Consider the following 20,690-nt stretch of genomic DNA (forward strand, 5'->3'; position numbering starts at 1 on the left):
ATCTACTCCTTTCGGACCCATTTGCCCTGAGACTTCTCGTAGTATTCCCCTTTTTCCACGAGTCGATACCAAGTTTGTTCCAGATGAGTGCGGAGGTTTACTGAATTTTCTTTCGAATCTGTCTTACTTTCGGCGCCGATTTTTGTGGAGATCACTTTGTTTCTGTGTTCGTTTGTAAGGGACACGAGAGAATCGATTCTCGATTTGACTTCCTTTTTAGAGAGTTCGTTTTTGATTCCGGCGTCGCCCGCGGAAGGATTGATTCTTAACTTGCCGTCTCTTCCTTCGGCAAGAAAACCCTCTTCTTTCCAAGTTTTGATCTCGGGCGCGAGATACGCAAGGGCTCTTAAGGACATTAGAATATTCTTATCTCCTTGCGAATACGCGTCGCCCGAATAATCCTTCTTCCAGACCTCGGAACCCGCGGAGGAAGTTTTGATCGAAGAGATAAGCCAACCGTCCTTTTCTAAAATCCGATCCTCTCCTATCATCTGCTTTTCGGAGGAAGTCTGAGTCTGCGTGAACGTAATCAAAGGAGACTTGATGATACAACCGGAAAATAAAATTCCTAAGAATAGGATACGAACGTTACGATAGAAAATGGGATGTTTCATTCCGGGACTCTCCTTCACTGATACGTGTCGATTTCGGATCTGGCTCTTTTTAAGAAATTTGCGAGTGGCATTCTCTGCTGCGAAATCTGACTGTTTTCCAAATTGATGATCGTATTTAAAATAGAACGTTTGAATTGAATGACCGCGTAGACAAGCCCCTTGGAGAGTTCCACTTCGATCTTATCCACGGCATAACTGTTGTAGATAAAATCCGTAAAAACATTAGAAGGAGTGAATATGTTTACGGCGCTTTTTGCAAAATCCTGACCGATCTGAAAGACGCTAAAGAAAAGATTGATATTCGGAATCGGATCCGCGAGGTTTCTTCCGGAAACGTTTAGATCCGCTTTGATCTTTCCGTCGTCGATCTTCGATCTGCTTTTAGGAGGAAGGAGTTGTTTTAGATCGATATCCTTGATCTGAACTACCGCGCTAAACTCCATCGTTTCAGGCTTTCCCTCTCCCACGTTCACGAGAATGTCCTTTCCGGTAACAAGCCCGTCTAACGTTAGAATTTTCAAATATTCTAATTTAAGAAAGTTTTCGGAATAGTCGATCCTCGCCGATAAACCGGGCTGACCGGCTTTCGGTTTGACATAGTCGAAAGGAAGACCGCTGATGGAAGGATGAGTTCCTACGATCTGTTTGATCGTAAAGTTCGGGACGGGAACCCTTCCGTAAGTTTTGATAAACTTCTCCTTGTTTCCGTCGATGAGATTGGGCGTTGTTTTGACAGCGAGGTCGTGGACAAACGGAAATTCCGCGTTCATTCCTTCGATCTGATAGAGTTTACAATCTTCACCGGGACAAAAAGCGTTCGCATAACCGACGTTTGTATTTTTTGAAAGAAGACTTCCGCTCGCAATCGAGTTCTTCAGACGAAAGCCGATCGAAAAAAGCCCTTCGAATGTAATCCCTTTGAAAAGATAAGCTGGTTTTTCCGATTTCAAAACGATACTTCCTTTGAGATCGGGAACGAGATCGCCGAATACGCCTTCCGTTGTCTTTGTCGCCTTGCTCAGATTTCCGCTAACTTCCATCTTAAATCTGGATTCAAACGCCGTGAGAGTAAACTTAGGAAGTGTAATGGAAGAATCCTTTGCGATCTTTACGTCCAAATCCAATTTCAAATCCGGAACTTGAATGCCGGGAAGATTAAAAAGAAGTTTTCCGGAAATCGCCTGCGCCCCGTCCGCAAGTGCATAGTCCACGTTTCCATTCAGGTTGATCTGATTTCCTAAATTACTTCGCACCGGAATCAGACTTTCTCTAAGGGAAAGAGGAAGTGTAGGCGTTAGGCGATCGAGCATCGTTTTCAACTGCAAGGAAGAAAGGACCATTCGAAATCCTTTATCCAGGTAAAGAATTCCTTTTGAAAAAATCGCGAGGGATTCTTTTCCATCCGCTCCCTTTGTGAGAAGAGAAAGAGAATCGAGTTTTACGACGCTCGGCACAAAGGGCTTCTCGAATTGAATCTGGGACTTGAGATCGAGGCCGACCGGAATCGGAGAGGATTTTCCCCTTCCCATCGGAAAACGAAAACCTCCGATCTGAACTCCTCCAAGTATATTCAAAGAATGGAATGAACCACCGACCTTCAATTGTAACCCGAGAATCCCGTTGAGAGTTTTTACGTAATCGGTAAGATTTAGATTTTGAACCGCGAGATCCAAGTCAAGCTCCGATCCTCGAAGAATGCTTCCAGTCGCCGCGAGTCCGATCCCGTTGTAAGTGAGGGTCAATTCTTTCAATTCCAGATTTTCAAGAATCGGAAGCGGCTTGGATGCGCTCGGAGATTCTTGTGTGAGAGGATGTAAGATAGAATCCGCAACCAAACGTAACGTCGGAATCTTATGATTTTTTCCGGCGATGGAAATTAGAAGATCTTTTGCAGAAATATCCGCTGACAGTTTCAAACGGGTGTCTTTCCCGGAGATCGTGATCGGAGCCAGACGCAATTCTCCATCCAACTGCATCTTTGGAATTCCGGGAATCGTGGATAAAAAATCAGAAAGCGGTTTCAGACGAATCGAAGACTTTTGAATTGAAAATTGAACGTTTCTTTCTTTGGAAGAAACTCCGGTGATCTCGCCCGCGCCTTGCAGCCAGACGTCTTGGTTGACCTTCCATTCTAAACTTTCGAGTTTGAGTTTGTCTTCTTTTTCAAGATAACCGAGTTGATAACGTAATGCGAAACCGAAAGGAGCCAAGAGTTGATTGCGAACTCGTATCGGAATCGAATCGGAGCCGATATCGGCTTTCGAAACAAGAAGACCTCCTGCAACGGAATCGTCTCTTGTCAGTTCGAGGTTCATCCGGAAAGGTTGGTTGAGAGATTTAGAATTGTCTTCAAAATAGATCTGAACCGTCTTTTCCGGATTCAACTGAAAACGAAGCGTATCGATCAGCTGAAGGATTCTTAGATTGATCGGAATCTTTCGAAAACGAACCGTATCCAATTCCAACGCAAGATTGAATCCTTCCAAACCAGCTTTGTAAGAAGAAAGACCCGACTCCGAAGTAACGTGAACAAAAAGATCTTTGAGTTCGAACTTGAGATAAGCGCTCAAGGGAAGATAGGTTGCGATCTCTTCGAGAGGAGTGGAAGCTTCTTCCTTTTCAGGAGTCTTGTCGGAAGGAGGAAAAAGTTTGGAAAGATTCCATTCTCCTTTTTTTTGTCTGAGATCGAGATTGAGTCCGATGAGAGCGATCCTCGAAAGTTTGACCCTTCCGAAAACGATCAACGGAAGATTGTAAGAAAGATCCAATTCCTTTACGGAAAGTACAGGTTTATTTTCAAAAGACGCATCCGATCGTAAGATCAGATCTTCGAGAGTGATTCCGTAAAAAAGGGAGAACTTCGTTACCGTAAAACTCGCGGTCCCCTGAATGGAACCGGAGAGAGCTTTGGCCAAAATCGCCTGCCCCGTAAATCGGTTGAAGACAAGTTTGTAAATAAATAATAGACTAAAGAGAAAGTAATAGAGTCGTTTATGGCGTTGGAAATGACGTTTGAAAGTTTCCACGACTTCTGATTGGATCAGTATTCAAAAGATTCAAGAGCTTCTTCCAGGGTCTTATAGATTTCAAAGATGCTGGCGAGCTTGGTAATCTCCATTAAGTTCTCGATATCGGAATTCAGGTTTGTAAAAACCATTCTTCCTTTTAAGCCGTCGATGTGTTTGTAAATATTCAAAAACATACCAAGACCGGCGGAGTTGATAAAGGGAACTTTTTTCAAATCGATGATAAATTTCGGAACGTCACCTTTGGAAATGTATTCTTCTATTTTTTGTCCGAGCTCGAACTCATTTCCTGCTTTGATCGGCCCTTCAATCTTGATGATGTGGACGTCGTTTTTCGTGGTGACTTTAATTTTCATAACCCTGACTTGGATATTGGATGCAAGTATAATTTAATTTCCTGGCAATTTGTAAAGAGAATTTTTAAGCATAGCACTAAAAATCAGGGCAAAAACCCGATTTCACAGACTAGTCAATCCAAGATGACGAAGAATGGAGGAAGAAGCCTCTTCGTCAAAAGCCAGGGAATAATTCTGGACAAAAAGCCGACTCCTGCAATGCTAACGGGTACATCTTATGGCCGAAAGACCTCCTCTCCTTTCCGTTGTCATCCCAATCTACAACGAAGAAAAAACCATTCCTGAACTTACGAGAAGACTGTTCCTTCTCCAAGACCTCTTGATTCGAAATCGTTCCTTCAAAAAAGACGATTTAGAAGTTCTCTTTGTCAACGACGGATCCAGAGACGATAGTTTCGGAGTCCTTAAAAAATTCTGCGCACAGACAAGCGGATTTCATCTCGTCAATCTTTCTCGCAACTACGGTCATCAAACAGCGATTACAGCAGGAATCGATACCGCAAGAGGAGACGCCGTTGTTGTTATGGACGGCGACTTACAGGATCCTCCCGAGTTCGTGAACGACCTCTACGGTAAACTACTCGAAGGATACGACGTCGTCTATGCAAAACGAAAAAAAAGACCGGGAGAATCCTGGTTCAAACTTTTGACGGCGCATGTATTTTACAGAATTCTAAAGAAGATCACGAGGTTCGACATCCCGATCGACACGGGCGACTTTAGAATCATGAGTAGAAGAGTGACAAACGTTCTTTGTTCCATGAGAGAACAACATCGTTATATACGAGGACTGATCTCGTGGATCGGATATAAACAAACCGGACTCGAATACGAAAGAGAAGAACGTTTTGAGGGAGTTACAAAATTCTCCGTAGGAAAGATGCTCAAATTCGCGTTAGACGGAATCACCTCCTTCTCTTCGGCTCCTTTGAAGTTGTCTTCTTATCTCGGTTTTTTCACAGCGTTCGGCGGAGCAATCTACGCGTTATTTGTCATTTATCTTAGAATTTTTACTTCCGAGACGATCACGGGCTGGAGCTCCATGATGATCGTAGTACTCATATTAGGCGGAACTCAACTTCTCGCGCTCGGAATGATCGGAGAATACTTAAGTCGTGTCAACGACGAGTCCAAAAACAGGCCTCTGTATGTGATCGAAAACGTGTATTCTTCCAAAAACGCAAAACAGACAAAGAAAAGATAGAAAGTGGAACCAAATAAGTCCCTTTCACGGAGACGAAGATGAAAAAAGATAAATTTCTGATTCCGGGTATTCTACTCTGTTTATTATCCCTGGGACTTGCGTTTTACATGGGTTATACGAACTGGGAAATTTTTATCCGGACTTGCAGCCTGAAGGATCTTCTGACCTGGGATGAAAACATCAGGCTCAACGTCGTCCTCGATCAGTATCAGGATTTTAAAGAATTTCGTATCTGGCGGGCCTTCTTTCCGTTTTTAGAATCTCCCACCTGGCCCCCGCTCCGTTCCTTTCTTTCGCTTTTGCTCCTTATGACCCCGGGCGATATGCCGATCACTTGGAAGGATTCTTTTTTAGGACTCGTTTTTTATGTGCTCTGTTTTCCGACAATTCTCTACATCGTTTACAAGATAACGGGTTCCACTTGGAAAGCGGGTCTTGTCTCCATTCTTACTTTGGCTCTGACTCTTCACACGACGGAGGCTCCTTCTTACAGTCTTTCGTCGATGCTTGAAACTCAAGGTATGTTTTTTCTATTATGGACTTATTATACTCTTTATAAAATCTACAAACAGACTGAAGAAAATCCGTATCGAGTCGAATTTGATAAGAATGAAAAGATAGAATGGTCTGTCGCGCTTTCCTTGTTCGGACTTTTTTTTACAAAGTATCCTTACGGACTTCTTTTGTTTATCGCGATCGTCGTCTACGAAGCCGTTTCCAAACCGAAAGAATATTCTGAAATTCTAAAGTTTGCTTTTACAAAACGTTACAAAGGGATTCGAAGAATTTTTCTCATCCTCGTCGTCGCACTCGTCCTGTCGCTCCCGATTTTAAGGGTTGTGACAAACCTAAACTTGGATCAGAGACAGTTCAAACTGATCATCTATTATTGCTCCGTTCTACTATTTATCGACTTCAATCTTTTTCTCTACTTTCAAAAAGAAGAATGGAAAAAGATCGCTCCCTCTTCCATCCGGGTAATCTATCTCTATGCGATCGCTCCTTCTTTGGCCTGGATCTTTGCAAACCCCGACCGAGTGATGAGTCTCATCAACGCGCAGATGATCGTAAACGAATACGTGAAGAGTTTTGTATTCGCTCTTTTTTCTTCGCCGACTACAACAAGTCCGGTCAGTCACGTCTTTCAAGAACCTTGGATCTTTCGGATTTTCTTTTTTGGAGTGATCGCTCTTATCCTTTGGTTTTTTAAAAGCCGTCTTCAGGAAAAAAAAGAATCCGTTCTTACTTCGATCGCCGAAACCTTTCGAGATCCTCTCGTCGCAGTTACGAGCATTCTATTTTTGCAATATATCATCATAGACGCTACCACCGGAAACAAACAACTCAGACACGTATTCCCTCCTCTGCCCGCGTTGTTTACGATCTTCTCGCTTTGGGTATTTCGCTTTATCGAAAGTCCAATTAAAAAAGAAAAAATCGCGGCTACGGGCTTCGGCTTGATCGTACTTTTATGGAGCGCGAGTCTTTACGTGAGGGAAGGTGGTCTTCTGACTCAAAGTTTTGAAAAGGTGCAATACTTCTGTTTGAAAGGATTTCAGACGGATCTCTTTCAACCCGCAAGAGATCTCACCGCCAAAATTTCTCCGGAAGGAAAATACATCGTCTTTAACGGGTTCCACGAAGAATTCAACTTTGACAAAAAAGGAAGGTTGATCGCTTCCGAGATCGATCTTCTTATGAGAATGAAAACCTTTGAAAAAGGAAAGTATCGCAACGACTCCAGACACAAATGGAAGACTTGGGAAGAATTTTCATCCGCACTCGTAATCACTCCGACTTGTGGACAAAGAGAAATGATGGATAAGTTTGCGATTCGTTCCGCGGCCGTCGGCAAAAGTACGATCTTGAAAAAGGAATACAAACATCCTTCCGGAAATTACTGCCTAAGAGAATATACGATTCAATAAGAAGAAAGAATACTTTGTATTCGGGAAAGTATTCCACGTTAAAATGAATTTGTCTTCTTCCCATGGTCCACTTTCAAAGCGCTTCTGATCAAGAAGGCTTAGGAAGCTCCTATCTGCAAAAATCAGAAATTGCCTATTTCTCTGTCATTGATATCGAGCCATAACTTGGTGTTAGAATTATAAAAACGAAAGCGTAAGTCTGAAATTTAGATTCTTGAGAAAATGAATTGCAGGAATGAGAAAGATCAATTTACTCTGGCATTGATTTCAAATTTTCTATGCAGCCTTCCTGGATCATTCCTTCCATCTTCTTTGCACTGACGGCAGTCATCATTCTCAATCTTGTTTATTTATTCTTATTTTTGACGGAGAAACATAAATTTCTCCTCTTTTGGTTGCTTTCATGGTTTTTCCAATTGATTTTCCTTCTTGGAAATCTTTACCGAGCCGCGCTCGGACAAACGGAATGGATTTTGATTGCTACACATTTTGCAGACGTTACGAGAGCGTTCTTTTTACTCGCGGGTTGTTTTTTATTTTCAAAAAAAGAAATTCCCAAAACGATCTATTGGGTGTTTCCATTCGGGTTTGCCTGGGCGATCCTCGAAGAAATTTATTTTCCCGGTTCCGATCTCGCTTCGGCCCCGATCTATATGATCGTCGGCGGGGCTCATATCTATTCGGGGATTTTATTATTGCGACTTCCTTCTACCTATTATCGTGGAAATCACATAGCGGGATGGAATTTTATACTCTGGGGAATCCACACATTGGACTATCCTATTCTGCGACCCATCCCCGAATTCGCGGTCGTAGGATTTATGTTAGGCGGTTTTTTTCGTATGAGTGCCGCCATTTCAATTATACTCATCTACTTCGAATGGTCGAGGGAATCGGAAATTCGACTCGATTCACTTTACAAAAAGATCATAGACACTTCTCAGGAAGGAATTTGGATCTTAGACAAAACGGGAAAAACTACGTTTGCAAATCCTAAAATCGGAGAACTCTACGGAATCAAACCGGAAGATATGATAGGACTGAATATCTTAGAAATCGTAGAACCCGATCGGAGAAGTTCGGTCGCCTATCGTTTAGAAGAACGTAAAAAAGGGAAAACCGAAATATCGGAGTACAATTTTGTAAATCAAAAAGGAGAAAAGAAGTTCGCGATCGCTTCCGCCAATCCTCTCTACGACGACTCAGGCAATTACGATGGCGCGCTCGCGATGATCGTAGATATCACTTCCTTAAAAATGGTCGAAGAAAGACTGAGGGAAAGCGAAAGACAGATCTCGACGATCATCAGCAACATTTCGGGTATCGTATATCGATGTAAGAACGACCCTCCTCATTGGACCATGGAGTATATCAGCGAAGGATGCCAACAACTCACCGGCTTTGCTACGAGTGATTTTTTGGAAGACAACGTCGTAAACTTTGGGGATCTCATCCTGGAAGAGGATAGAAGTATCGTTGAGTCCGGAGTTTTAGAATCCGTAGACGCCGGAGTCCCGTATCAACTGACTTATAGAATCCGCAAAAAGGACGGAAAGATCCAGTGGTGTTTCGAACAAGGAATGGGGGTTTTTGACTCAAAGGGAGTATTACAGGCGTTAGAAGGAGTGATCATCGACTACGCTCTACCGAAACAAGCCGAGGAAATGATTAGCAACTCTTTGAAGGAGAAAGAGTTACTTTTAAGAGAGATTCATCATCGGGTCAAAAACTATATGCAGGTTTTATCAAGTTTGATCGGCCTTCAATCGGAATATTCGACCGAACCCGGCGCCAAAAAGGTTTTGGAAGACAGCCAAAACAGAATCGCTTCTATGGCGATGATTCACGAAACGTTATATTCTAAAAGTGTGGAAAGCCAGATCTTTCTTCCGGATTATATCCGAAAGCTGATCTCCAATCTGATGCATTTTTTCGGATACGACGAAAAAGAACTCCAGACTACCGTTCACTGCGACTCTCTTGTTCTCAATCAAGGGATCCTGATTCCTATAGGTTTGATTCTTAACGAACTCATCACAAATTCTATGAAACACGCTTTCCCAAAAGTAAAAGGAATCAAAAAACTTTCGGTAAGTTTTACGATGGGCGAGCAGAACATTTCCTGTCTTGAAGTGATCGACAATGGACCCGGCAAGGATCCGAATTCTCCACCTAAAAAGGATTCCCTCGGGATGGAACTGATTTCGCTTTTGACTCATCAACTCAAAGGTCGCCTGGAAGAATTAACGTCTAACGAGCAGCATACGACTCGTATCTTCTTTCCCCTCAAATAAATTCGTCTATTCCGGTTTTCTAAGCCGCGACGGTTTCTTTTGTTCCATCCTTTTGGTAAGAAACGTCTTTCGAATTCGGAGTACGAGACGCGACTTCTTCGAAAGTTTCCTTGTATTTCTCATGATTGGTTCCCATGACTTTATCCCAAAAATTAAAATAAAGAGAATAATTACAGTTAAAATACTTATGATGCATATTGTGATGTGTCGTAGTATTGTGCCAGTTCGTAAACTTGCTTCTTAAAAACCAGGAAGGAAAGAGTTCGTAAGAAAGATGACCCAAAACGTTAAGCGAAGTCATATAAACAAAGAATACGAGCATCGCTCCCTGATGAAGGGGAAAAAGAACGGACGCAAGCGGAATGATCCCCGCCTCTACGATCGCTTCCAGAGGATGAAAAGAAAACGCCGCCCACGGAGAAGGATTCGTCGATTTATGATGAACGAGATGAAAACTTTTGAATAAGAGTTTATGGTGCATCATCCGATGCGTCCAGTAGAAGTAAGTGTCGTGCAAAAAGATCAAGGCGAAAATGCTGAAGATCAGATAAGCGATTCCGTAGTCCGAGACTTTTTCATAAATGAAATTGTATCCGTTTACCTGAGACCAAGCCGTAAAAATACCAGAAAGGGCAAAGATAAAAAACGTGATCAGGGAATATTTTACTTCGTGCCAAATTCTTTCGGATTCCGGTTTTTTCCCTTGAATGAGTTTGTGCGAAAGTTTTTTACTCAAAAAAACCCAAACGATCAGAAACGCTCCTCCCGCAAAGAGCACATAACGTATGAACAAGGTTCCCCAGACGATCCCGAAAAAACCGGTATAACCGACCTTTGAAAGCAATTCTTCCATTCTTCTTCTCTCCAGATTCTACGAGATGGGACTCGTAGAATTGAATATATTATTGTCTGAAAAGTCTATTTGAGCTTACTATTTTCAAAATCGTTCAGGTTTATTTTCGGATCCACTCGGTTTTTTCGATATTCCGTCGGCGTGAGAGTCGTAAGTTCCTTAAAAGCGCGGTTAAAAGGCCCCAAAGACTGATAACCGAGATCCATTGCGATTCGAATGACGGGGATCTCATCCTTACTCGGATCCAAAAGTATCTCGCACGCCTCTTGGATTCGATAACGATTGAGAAAATCGTTGAAGTTGCGAAACCCAAGATTGCCGTTGATAAGCCTTCTGAGTTTGTATTCGTGGACCTGAAGTTCGTCCGCAAGACCGCGTATCGTCAAACCTTCCGAGCGATACATCTTCTCTTTTTCGAAAGAATCGATGAGTTTTTTCTGAAGAATCGGATCGACGACGGGAGGTTTTTCCTCTTCTACAATTCCCACTTTCTTTTGGATGAGACCCTCTTTGAGTTCGAACATCAAAAATTGAAACGCGAGAATGAGTCCCCAGGCGAGCGCCCCGTTGATCAAATCTAAGATTTCTGAAACTTCTTTTCCGCGTAAGAAAAGATGAGAGAAGATATTGAGTGCGATTACCGTTCCGGAGATAAGAATATGAATCTGCCTGAGTGTCCTTCTGGATTCTACAAGGTCGTCCTTTCTTCCGATGTAGGTTTGGATAATCGCGGTCAAAACAAAACCGAGAGAAAAGATCGAAGGCAGAAGAATCCGGGATAAAATTCTTTCGGATTCCACCGGACCACGCAGAGAAATTTGTCCAAGATCAGGGTATGTAGCAATCGTTGAAATGATTAGTTTCCCGGCGAGAAGCGCCCAGAACCATTTTTTGATTTCGAAATGATCTTCAAACGCGGCTAACGTAATGAGCCAGTAAAAAAAAGGCAAAGCCAAAACCGATAAGAAGAGAAGATTACGAACCATCGGCGGAATCTGAACGTTTACGTCCAAATTGAGGATCAGATAAGAAAGAATCGAAAAGATAAAAAAGACGGCGATCTTTCCTCCAATATCATACCAATAACGAAGCGAGAAAAAAAGAAGGAGAGAAATCAATCCGCCTATCGAAAAGAAATGTAAGATATTTGTAATTTCAGTGATCACTGATTCCTTCCAGATTTTCCAACTCTCTCCAAAAGTCTTTTGTTTGTAAATCAGGAAGCAAGTTCCGAATGAGCCCGCTGTCTATAAAACTATCCTCTCGGTCGGACTCTACGATTTCGGATTTCGGAATTTTATCGTGTTCTTCCAGAACGGAAAAAATTTCTTTCCAAGTATGCCACTGATTGTCCGAAAGATTGAGGACGTTTGGAAGAATCTCAAAATTCTTTTCCCGAATGAGTTGTGTTAGACGAAAAACCGTAAGTGCGACGTCGTCCCCGTGTATAAGATTGAGTTGTCTTGAATTCTTCTTTACCAATCCTTTTCTCGCCCAATCCGCAGGATTTCTGCCGGGACCGTAGATTCCGCAGAGCCGAAGAATTTTGCCGCCCCTACGAAGCCATTCCTCTTCCACGGAAAAACGATCGTGATCTTCCAAGAGTGGAGTCGATTCTACGATATCGGGATCTCTTCGATAGATACTAGTAGTTCCCAGAAGAATCGGATTCTTAACCGATACAAAAAGAAGATCCAGAAAGAGAGAAGGATCTTGCAGTTTTTGAACCGGGAAAGTGACGATTCCAAGATCGATTTCCTTTGGAGAAATCTTTTTTGAAAACGTTATAAGAGAATTCGCATCGGAAAAATCGAAATTCTCAGTTCCGGAAATTTGAGTTTTTGAAGAAAAACTGCGAAGTGAAATCTCCGGAAGCGTCTGGAGCTTTTCAGCGATGCGCTTTCCGGTATAACCTAGACCGAAAACTGCAACGTTCCGCACTACTCCAATCCCAGACGTTTGTAGATGAGTCCTACTTTTTCAAGATAAGGTTCGATCTTAAAGATATCGTCCAGATCGTTTTGTGTGAGAACCTGATTGACGCGAGAATCCTTTTCCAGTCTTCCTTTGAGAGTTTCGGATTGATTCCCCCAGACCGCCATCGCGTGTTCTTGCACGATGAGATACGCGTCTTCGCGAACGATCTTTCCTTTTTCGATAAGCGCGAGAAGAACCTTTTGGGAAAAGATCAAGCCTCGTGTGACGCCTAACGTTCTTTCGATCGCATCCGGATAGACGTGAATATTTTTAATCACGAAGAGCATCTTATCCAAGATGTATTCCAGTCCAATCGTAGAATCGGGAAGTACAACTCTTTCCGCCGAAGAATGAGAAATATCCCGTTCGTGCCAGAGGGCTACGTCTTGTAATCCTACGTTTACGTTTGCCCGGATCACTCTGGAGAGCCCGGAGATTCTTTCACAGATCACAGGATTTCTTTTGTGAGGCATCGCAGAAGATCCTTTTTGTCCCACGGAAAAAGGCTCTTCCACTTCTCTTCCTTCCGTCTTTTGGAGAAGTCGGATCTCTGTCGCCATTCGATCCAGAGAAGAAGCCGTAACTCCTAAAACGGAGAGATAAAACGCGTGACGATCTCTCGATACTACTTGGGTTGCGATCGGATCGACGCGAAGTCCCATCTTCTCGCAGACATAGGATTCGATTTCGGGATCTATATTGGAATAAGTTCCTACGGCTCCTGAAAGTTTTCCGACTGCGATCTCTTCGCGGGCGTCCGCCATTCTTTTCCGATTTCGGTTTAATTCTTCAAAAAATAATGCGAACTTAAGTCCCAAGGTCATCGGCTCCGCGTGAATTCCGTGAGAACGTCCGATACAAGGAAGATCCCTATACTGAATCGCCTTCTCTTTCACCGCGACGATCAACTCGTCGGTTTTTTTTAGGATGAGATCCATTGCTTGAACCATCTGAACACAAAGCGCGGTGTCTCCGATGTCGGAGGACGTAAGACCGTAGTGAACGTGGCGTCCCGCGGGGCCGATGTAGGAATTCATATTGGTTAAGAATGCGATGACGTCGTGATGAACCTTGCTCTCGATTTCGAGAATTTCATCCACTTTAAATTTTGCTTTCGTTTTGATTTCTTGAAAGTCCTCGGCCGGAACTTCTCCGCGTTTCATTCGGATTTCGCAGGCAAGAATTTCTATTTCTTTCCAGATTTCAAATTTGTTCTCTAATTCCCAAATTTTGGAAATGGCAGGATTGGAATATCGATCGATCATTGCTGGAAGGTCCTTTTAGGAAAATGAATTCAAATCCACTCTCCTATAGAAGGTCTTTCTGTAAAAAGAAAAATTGGACCTACAAAACGAGCGAGGTCTTCTGTGAGAGGAAGTTTGCGGTGTTCCGTCCACTTTGCGCAAGGGAAATCCTTGCTCCGACAAAGGATCCCATAGAAATTCTACTTAAAAACAGACTCGAAGTCCGCCAAACGGTATCATCGAAAAGATTTTTACACCGATTTAAAAAAGGGAATTTTAATTTTAGAATTTAGAATCGAAGGCCCCTGAATCTTCCCTTCAAGCGCGTGTTTTACCGTGAAGAGCGGACGGTCTACCGTCCACTTTCACCCTAGCTCAAAAGAACGAACAAACTCACGGATCGTATTGATATGATCGATCTCCGGAGAAGGATTCTCCTTACTCGGCTCATAGAGATGCTCGTCGAAAACGTGGTAATCAAAAATCTTCAAAGAAAAATCCGGAAACGTAATGATGATATTTTCCGAATGGATATCAAAGATCAGCTTCTCTTCTTCAGCGAGATGTTTCGTCACTTCGATTACTCGGTGAAAATCCAAAGCGATCTTTTTCAACTTCGAACGACTGATCACGCCGAACTTATGAGTATCAAAGTTCAACTTCCATTTTGGAAAGAACGCGTCTTGCAGAGGATTCTGTCGTATCTTTTCGTTGAGGCGAATGAATTCTTTTAAGTGTTTTCCGGGAAGGAGATTTTGATTGTCGCAAGGGGTTAACGTAAGAATCGGAATTCCAAACGGAGTTCTTCTCGCACGAAGACCCATAAAGTAGCGAGTTGGAAGAACCAAATCCGGGATGAGAGACTTGAGCTTCCAATAATGAAGACGTTCCAAACCGAGCCTTGAAAATTTAAACTGAATGTCTTCTTTTGCGGATCGACCCCAAGTTTTGGATTTCAAAAACTCCATCAAATGAATTTCTTCCGGTTTCAAATAACGATCCAGATTCTTATTCACGTGTTTGTATAAGGAACCGAAGATCGGATCCGAAGGAAGTTTGGATTTACCGATCTTAACGACCTGATTCCAAGGAAGTGCGTAAACAAACTTATAAGAACCTCTTCCGATGTATTTTTCGGCGGAAAGAGGCATGAAGTTATCAAGATATTCTCTATCATAACGATGCGTTATGCGAAACAGATGAGAAACCGGGAAAAGTTTTTCGTATGTTTTTCTCACGAAGCCCGATTCTCTCAGACGAAAATCGACGGGAAGATCTTCGATCGGGATTTCCGGTTTTGCCTTATCCGGATCGTAGAAGAGTTCCTTATCGAGCCCCTTCTCCAAGAGCTCGATAAAGTTCGGAATTTTAGGCGAACTTAAAAAATCGCGTATGACCCCGCCTAACTCTCCTAAACGATTTCTCTGAGCCATAAGCTTGAAAACTTACTGAAAATAAACCTTTTCTGGAATCGAGGACAATTTCGTTTTATTCAAAATCGCTTCTTCGAGTTTGGAAGAACGTTCTTGGTCCAACCACCAAAGAGAAGAGGCCTCTTTTTCGCTTCCGTATTTTCCGAGAGGATTTTTCGGAGATTTGAATTTATTCCAATACATGATTCTTGTCGCGCTCGTGTTCCAGAGAAGAACATAAGGAACTTGTAATGTAAGAATCTTATCTATTTTTTTAAGAATTTCGTTTCTTTTTGGAATGGAGAATTCGGCCCTTTGTTGTTCGATGAGTTTATCCACTTCCGGATTCTTAAACCCAGCAAGATTGGGCTGACCTTTTTCTTCAGCGTATTTGGAATACCACATCGCTTCCGGATCCTTAAAAATTCCTCCACCCCAGGCCGCCCAGGTCATGTCGAAATCGTATTTATCCATTCGAGAACTCCATTCCGCAAGATCCGTGGATTCGAGACTGATGATGATCCCGACTTCTTTCGCTCTTTCTTGAATCAGAGTCAGATACTTTTCGGACTTCTTATCCCTTTCCAGAATGCTGAACTTAAATTCTTTTCCGTCTTTTTCAAGAATTCCTCTGGCGTTTGTTTTCCAACCCGCCTGCGCGAGAAGTTCTCTCGCCTTTTTAACGTCGAAATCGATCGGAGGATTGGGAGAACCGTTCGCCCAAAGGTCTTGGTAGAATGCGTTGGTTTCCTCGTATTCGTTGTATGCAAGTTTTTCAATCAGGAGTTTACGATCCACGAGGTGAGCGAATGCTTTTCTCACTCTCACATCCGAAAAGATCTCTCTTCGCATATTAAAAACCAAACCTTGGAAACCGATCGGTTTGGAGTTGTAGATCTTTTGTTTGAGAATGTAGTTCTCGTCGAATTTTTCGCCAACCGCATCCTTTACCCAAAAAGAAGCAGTGTAAGTCGGATAAATATCTATATCACCTTTTTTGAATGCTTGAAACGCAATCGGTTCTTCGTTATAGACCTTAAAAAGAATCGTATCGAAATTGTCGAGGCCCTTGTAAAAAGGATAAGCTCGCATCCAATAGTCGCCTCTTCTTCTCATCTTTACATAACGACCCTTTTTTGCGGACAACATCGAATAAGGCCCCGAGACCACAGGAAAATCAAAATTCTCCTTATCAAAGTTTCTCCCTTGGAAGTGATGCGCCGGAAGAATGTAGAGCGAATTCGCGATCGTATTAAAATTGGACCAGTGGATTTCTTTTTGAGTAAATTCGACTTCTCGATCGTTTAGAACCACCGGCTTTTCAAAACGGGAAAGATCGATTCGAAACACTGCGGTATTATTATTCTTATCCATCAGGGTTTCGTATGTAAAAAGAACGTCATGCGCCGTGATCGGTTTTCCATCCGACCAAGTCGCGTTCGAGTCGATTGTAAAAGTAAATTTCTTTTTATCCGGAGAAATTTTCCAAGAAGAAGCGAGATGAGGAATCGGTTCGAGTGTGATCGGATGATAGTCGAGAAGAGGTTCGAACATCAGGCCGAAGATATGCGCGGTAGTCGAAAATTGATCCAAATAGTAGTTCAAAGATTTCGGAAACTGATGACTATAGATCCGAAAGGTTCCTCCCTTTTTTGCTTCCGGGGAAACGATCGGGTTTTGAACTCGAAGCGCCGCCGGAATCGAATCCGGATTCCCTTTCCAAAGAACGTCTTCAACAACCGCGGAAGTATCGGCTTCTTCTTTTTCTCCGCACTGAATGAGAACGCCGGCGGAGACAAAAAGAAAAGAACAGTAAATAAAAAATTGATAGATCTTTTTCAAAAAAAGTTACCTCGTGTTAATTTTTAATTCGATGAGCTTGATAAACGTCCGGGATTTGTTTTAGATTGCTCAGAATTTCCTTGAGCTGATCCAAATGTTCCACTTCCACTTCAAAACTAGCAACGAGATTTCCTCTCTGATCCGTAGAGGCTTTGGATTCTCGAATGTTGGTTTGTGTGTTGGAAATAGATTTTACGATTTCCATAAAGATACCTTGACGATCTTTGGATTTCACTTCGATCAAAACTGGAATGGATTCGCTCTGACCGTAGTCCCATTCGACCGTGATGACACGCATGGATTCTTCTTGTTCCTGTTGTTTGGCGGTAGTACATCCTTTTTTATGAATGCTAACACCTCTTCCTCTCGTAACAAAACCGATGATCTCGTCGCCCGGAAGAGGAGAACAACAACCCGAAAGTCGAACTGGAATTCCACGAAGGCCCGCGACTATGACCTTACCCGCGGCTAAGTCGATTTGTTTCGTAGGTCTGGAAGAAGGTTTTTTCTTGAGCTCTTCCAAGACGTCCGCGTTAAGCGTAATCTCAGCGGCGAACTCCGCCTCTTGTTGAAGATCCTTTTTGGTTTCTTCTCTGAGTCTTCGAAAGTAAGCTCGAAGTTTTTGTCTCGCGGAAGGAGTTCTTACGATCCGAAGCCAGATCGGAGAAGGTTTGGTTCTTTTATCGGTGATGATTTCGATCTGATCTCCGGAACGAATTTCGGTTCGAAGAGGAAGCATTCTTCCGTTGATTCTTCCGCCCTTTGCTTTTAAACCGACATCGGTATGAATCCGAAACGCAAAGTCTAAGATCGTCGCACCTTTTGGTAACTGGAGAATCTCGCCTTTCGGCGTAAAGACGAAGACTTCGTCCTCGTGAAGATCGTATTTTAATTCTTCAACAAACTCTTTTGGATCCAGAGCGGAATCCTGCCAGGAACTCAAGAGTTCGAGCCATTTTACCTTTACGCTCTTTCCGCCCGTGGAAGGTTTTCCTTCCTTATACATCCAGTGTGCTGCGATTCCGTATTCCGCGATATCGTTCATCTCTCTGGTTCGAATCTGAACCTCGAGAGGTTTTCCGTCGGGTCCGATCACGGTCGTATGAAGGGATTGATACATGTTTGTTTTAGGAGTTGCGATATAATCCTTAAAACGACCCGGAACCGGGTTCCAAAGAGTATGCACGATTCCTAATACACCGTAACAATCCTTAACTTCGTTTGCAATGATTCGAATCGCGCGAAGATCGAAGATTTCGTGAAAGGTTTTTTCCTTGAGCTTCATCTTTCTATAGATGGAATAAAAATGCTTTGCCCTTCCGTCGACGTCGGCTTCGATCTGAATTTCGGAAAGCCTCTGGAGAAGAATGATCTTGAGGGTTTCCAGAAAACCTTCTCTTTCCGACTTCTTGGAATTGATATTTTTCTTAACGTCTTGATATTCTTCCGGATTGAGAATTTGAAACGCGAGGTCTTCTAGTTCGGATTTGATTTTGTAAATCCCAAGTCTTCCGGCGATCGGCGCATAAAGAGAAAGTGTTTCTTGCGCGATTCTTCTTTGTTTTTCCGCGGGCTGAAAAGAAAGGGTCCGCATGTTATGAGTTTTATCGGCGAGTTTGATCAGGATGACTCGGATGTCCTTGATCGTAGCGACGATGATCTTACGAATATTCTCCGCTGCTTCGGTTTCTTTCGATTGGCTTTTGATCTTGGAAATTTTAGTGACGCCTTCCACGAGATCGGTGATGTCCTCTCCAAAGTCCCGAATCATATCATCGCGGGAATATTGCGTATCTTCGATGACGTCGTGAAGAAGACCGGCGCAGATGACCTTCTCGTCCAAGCCGAGTTCGAAAAGAAGATATCCTACTTGAAGAGGATGTACGATATAAGGTTCGCCGGAAAGACGGAACTGTCCTTGGTGCGCCTTTTCGGACACGTCATACGCCTTTAAAACGGATTCGTATGCGTTGTCTCCTAAGGTTTCTCGAACACCTTCGAAGAGCATTTCTTTGGATGCGGCTGCTTTCACAAATCCCATTCTCAGTGTTGTTCTATATCTAAACCGAGGTCTAGAAAACGAGTCGTATGAGTCAGATATCCCATGCTCACTCCGGCGCCTGAAAGTTCGGAGAGCGCTTCCAGTTTTTCGGGAGTGATACCGCCTGAGAATTCGATCTGAATTTTCGGAGCTTTTTGTTTCAAGATTGAATACGCGGTCTTTGTATCTTCCAGAGAAAAGTTATCCAAGAGAATCACGTCCGCACCCGAGGTCATTACGTCTTCGAGTTGCGAGAGAGAATCTATTTCCACTTCCACGAGTCTTCCCGGGAATTTCGACTGAATCTTGCCGACGGGTTCGTGCGAAGAAGAATACATCGCGAGGTGATTGTCTTTGATCATCGCCATCTCCGAAAGATTGAGCCTGTGATTGCTTCCACCTCCACAGTAGACCGCATACTTTGCGAGTTTACGATAACCCGGAAGAGTTTTCCGAGTATCTAAAATCATAAGGCCGTTTTTTCCGTATTTGGAAACGACTTCTCCCGTGCGCGTTGAAATTCCGGAAAGATATTGTAGAAAGTTTAAAAGGATTCTTTCAATCCGAAGAATGCCGATCAGGCTGCCTTGGATTCTTAAAAGTGTATCCCCTTTCACAAAACTTTCCGAATCTTTTTTAAAAAATTCGACCTGAATGGAATTCCCGGAAAGAACATTCAGAACTTCTAATACACCGGTCCCACAGAGGATTCCCGGTTCTCTCGCATTGAGAGACGCGGTCGCTTTTTTTTCGGGAGAAAAAAGCGACACGGAAGTAATATCCTCATCGGGACAGTCTTCCTGCCACGCGAGGCCGACCAATGTTTCGTAGTCTTGATAATTAACGGAGGAAATAGGCTGGGTATAGGCGCGCTTCATTTCAATACAAAAGAATGTTTTCCAATTTGGAAGCCACAATCAAGTGAATTTCAAGGAGAATGGTAAAATAAGAAACCATTCTCAAGACAAAAATTTCCTCCGCGAGAATCGAAGAGAAAAGAATTTCCTAAATTTAGAAGAAGAATGTCAAAAATCTTCTCTAAAAAGGGATCGTTGATTCCAATTTAGGTTCTCTCGAACTAAAAGGTCACCATCAAAAGATGAAATCCATTCTTCGACCCCGCACATGCCCTCTCGAGCAAGGAAAAATTCTAAAATAAAATTCTCCCGTAAGAAACCTCCTGAAAGTGAAAAACTTAAAAAAATTCGGATTTATAATCACAAAAGAATCTAACGTGAAATGGAGGATAAGAATTTAGGAATCAAAAAATTTCCAAAAGAGCTGTTGCAAGGATAGCCGTCGAAACGCTCGAAGGAATCCAAAGAGGAGATGATTGTGAAAGGAAGAGGAAATGAAAGACTGCAAAGTCTTTTGAACGGATATGAGAAGGATCAAAATCGGGAATTTATAGGTAACAAGGCCGATTATTATTTTAAAAAATGGGAAAAGATGAAAAACAATTCATCTGCTCTGAAAATTTATTCCTGGAACTGGGGTTCGATTCTTTTAGGACCGATTTGGTATGCCTATCGAAAGATGTATTCGATCGCTATCATCTACTATGCGCTTATCATCGGTGCGTCCTTCGTCGTTTTTTATTTATTAAAGAAGGATCTTCCGGGTTCTGCTTTTGGAGGCGGGGCCTTAGTCTTTGGCTTGATGGGAAATTATACTTATCTGGATTTCATGTCTAAAAAAACTCAGAAGATTGCTGAGGATCCAGGAAAAGACGAGATGGAAAAGTTGGAAGAATGTAAGAAACAAGGTCGGACCGACGTAAAAGCGGCGATCTTGGCCGGTATTCCGATCGTGGTTGGCGTAATTCTCGAGTTTGTAAAATAAAAGTGCGGGATTTAAAAGCTCGGTTTTTTACAAGGCCGGAGATTTTTTCGGAAAAGT

General features: G+C 42.8%; 15 protein-coding genes. 4 read left to right on the forward strand and 11 right to left on the reverse strand.

The genetic code is table 11. From position 1 onward, the window contains the following. Positions 1-2 precede the first annotated feature (2 nt). The 3 genes from A0128_RS13190 to A0128_RS13200 are packed head-to-tail and all read right to left on the reverse strand — an operon-like array spanning position 3 to position 3,996. On the reverse strand, positions 3-614 hold the full coding sequence (locus A0128_RS13190; RefSeq protein ID WP_069609287.1) for a YdbL family probable chaperone protein: 612 nt from the start codon (positions 612-614) through the stop codon (positions 3-5). A 14-nt stretch (positions 615-628) separates the two neighbouring features. Next, a complete protein-coding gene (locus tag A0128_RS13195) occupies positions 629-3,640 on the reverse strand; it encodes an LIC_11026 family protein (protein ID WP_069607949.1) in 3,012 nt (1,003 codons plus the stop codon). 14 nt (positions 3,641-3,654) lie between these two features. Beyond that, positions 3,655-3,996: an STAS domain-containing protein gene (locus A0128_RS13200; protein WP_000695903.1), complete on the reverse strand. Its 342-nt coding sequence runs from the start codon at positions 3,994-3,996 to the stop codon at positions 3,655-3,657. 217 nt (positions 3,997-4,213) lie between these two features. Here A0128_RS13200 and A0128_RS13205 point away from each other — a divergent pair, with 217 nt between their 5' ends. The 3 genes from A0128_RS13205 (at position 4,214) to A0128_RS13215 (ending at position 9,422) form a co-directional block, all read left to right on the forward strand. Continuing rightward, the gene (locus tag A0128_RS13205) at positions 4,214-5,200 is read left to right on the forward strand and encodes a glycosyltransferase family 2 protein (protein WP_069607950.1); all 987 of its coding nucleotides are present in this window, start codon (positions 4,214-4,216) and stop codon (positions 5,198-5,200) included. A 38-nt stretch (positions 5,201-5,238) separates the two neighbouring features. Further along, entirely contained in the window at positions 5,239-7,128 is a 1,890-nt protein-coding gene (locus tag A0128_RS13210) for a hypothetical protein (protein ID WP_069607951.1), read from the forward strand. Between the two features lie 278 nt (positions 7,129-7,406). Next, positions 7,407-9,422 (forward strand): PAS domain S-box protein, encoded by a 2,016-nt coding sequence (locus A0128_RS13215; protein ID WP_069607952.1) that lies wholly within the window; start codon positions 7,407-7,409, stop codon positions 9,420-9,422. Between the two features lie 19 nt (positions 9,423-9,441). Here A0128_RS13215 and A0128_RS13220 read toward each other — a convergent pair whose 3' ends face one another. The 8 genes from A0128_RS13220 to nadC form a co-directional block, all read right to left on the reverse strand. Next, positions 9,442-10,275, reverse strand: coding sequence for a sterol desaturase family protein (locus tag A0128_RS13220; protein WP_069607953.1), 834 nt, complete (start codon positions 10,273-10,275; stop codon positions 9,442-9,444). A 65-nt stretch (positions 10,276-10,340) separates the two neighbouring features. Then, positions 10,341-11,441, reverse strand: a complete 1,101-nt coding sequence (locus A0128_RS13225) for an AraC family transcriptional regulator (protein WP_069607954.1) — start codon at positions 11,439-11,441, stop codon at positions 10,341-10,343. Next, on the reverse strand, positions 11,431-12,216 hold the full coding sequence (locus tag A0128_RS13230) for a Rossmann-fold NAD(P)-binding domain-containing protein (protein WP_069607955.1): 786 nt from the start codon (positions 12,214-12,216) through the stop codon (positions 11,431-11,433). The genes A0128_RS13225 and A0128_RS13230 overlap by 11 nt, the downstream gene beginning before the upstream one ends. Next, the gene (gene purB / locus A0128_RS13235) at positions 12,216-13,517 is read right to left on the reverse strand and encodes an adenylosuccinate lyase (protein WP_069607956.1); all 1,302 of its coding nucleotides are present in this window, start codon (positions 13,515-13,517) and stop codon (positions 12,216-12,218) included. Before purB ends, A0128_RS13230 begins: the two co-directional genes overlap by 1 nt. 344 nt (positions 13,518-13,861) lie before the next feature. Further along, complete coding sequence (locus A0128_RS13245) at positions 13,862-14,929, reverse strand: hypothetical protein (protein ID WP_069607958.1); 1,068 nt, start codon at positions 14,927-14,929, stop codon at positions 13,862-13,864. Between the two features lie 12 nt (positions 14,930-14,941). Beyond that, positions 14,942-16,741 (reverse strand): extracellular solute-binding protein, encoded by a 1,800-nt coding sequence (locus A0128_RS13250; protein WP_156781923.1) that lies wholly within the window; start codon positions 16,739-16,741, stop codon positions 14,942-14,944. Between the two features lie 25 nt (positions 16,742-16,766). Continuing rightward, positions 16,767-18,791 carry a RelA/SpoT family protein gene (locus tag A0128_RS13255; protein ID WP_069607960.1) on the reverse strand — a complete coding sequence of 675 codons (2,025 nt, stop codon included), beginning with the start codon at positions 18,789-18,791 and terminating at the stop codon, positions 16,767-16,769. Between the two features lie 2 nt (positions 18,792-18,793). Next, positions 18,794-19,669, reverse strand: coding sequence for a carboxylating nicotinate-nucleotide diphosphorylase (gene nadC, locus A0128_RS13260; RefSeq protein ID WP_069607961.1), 876 nt, complete (start codon positions 19,667-19,669; stop codon positions 18,794-18,796). 457 nt (positions 19,670-20,126) lie between these two features. Between nadC and A0128_RS13265 the strand changes: the two genes are divergently transcribed. Beyond that, positions 20,127-20,633, forward strand: coding sequence for a DUF2628 domain-containing protein (locus A0128_RS13265; RefSeq protein ID WP_162274108.1), 507 nt, complete (start codon positions 20,127-20,129; stop codon positions 20,631-20,633). Positions 20,634-20,690 lie beyond the last annotated feature (57 nt).

It is taken from the genome of Leptospira tipperaryensis, from assembly GCF_001729245.1.
GTDB classification, from domain to species: Bacteria; Spirochaetota; Leptospiria; order Leptospirales; family Leptospiraceae; genus Leptospira; species Leptospira tipperaryensis.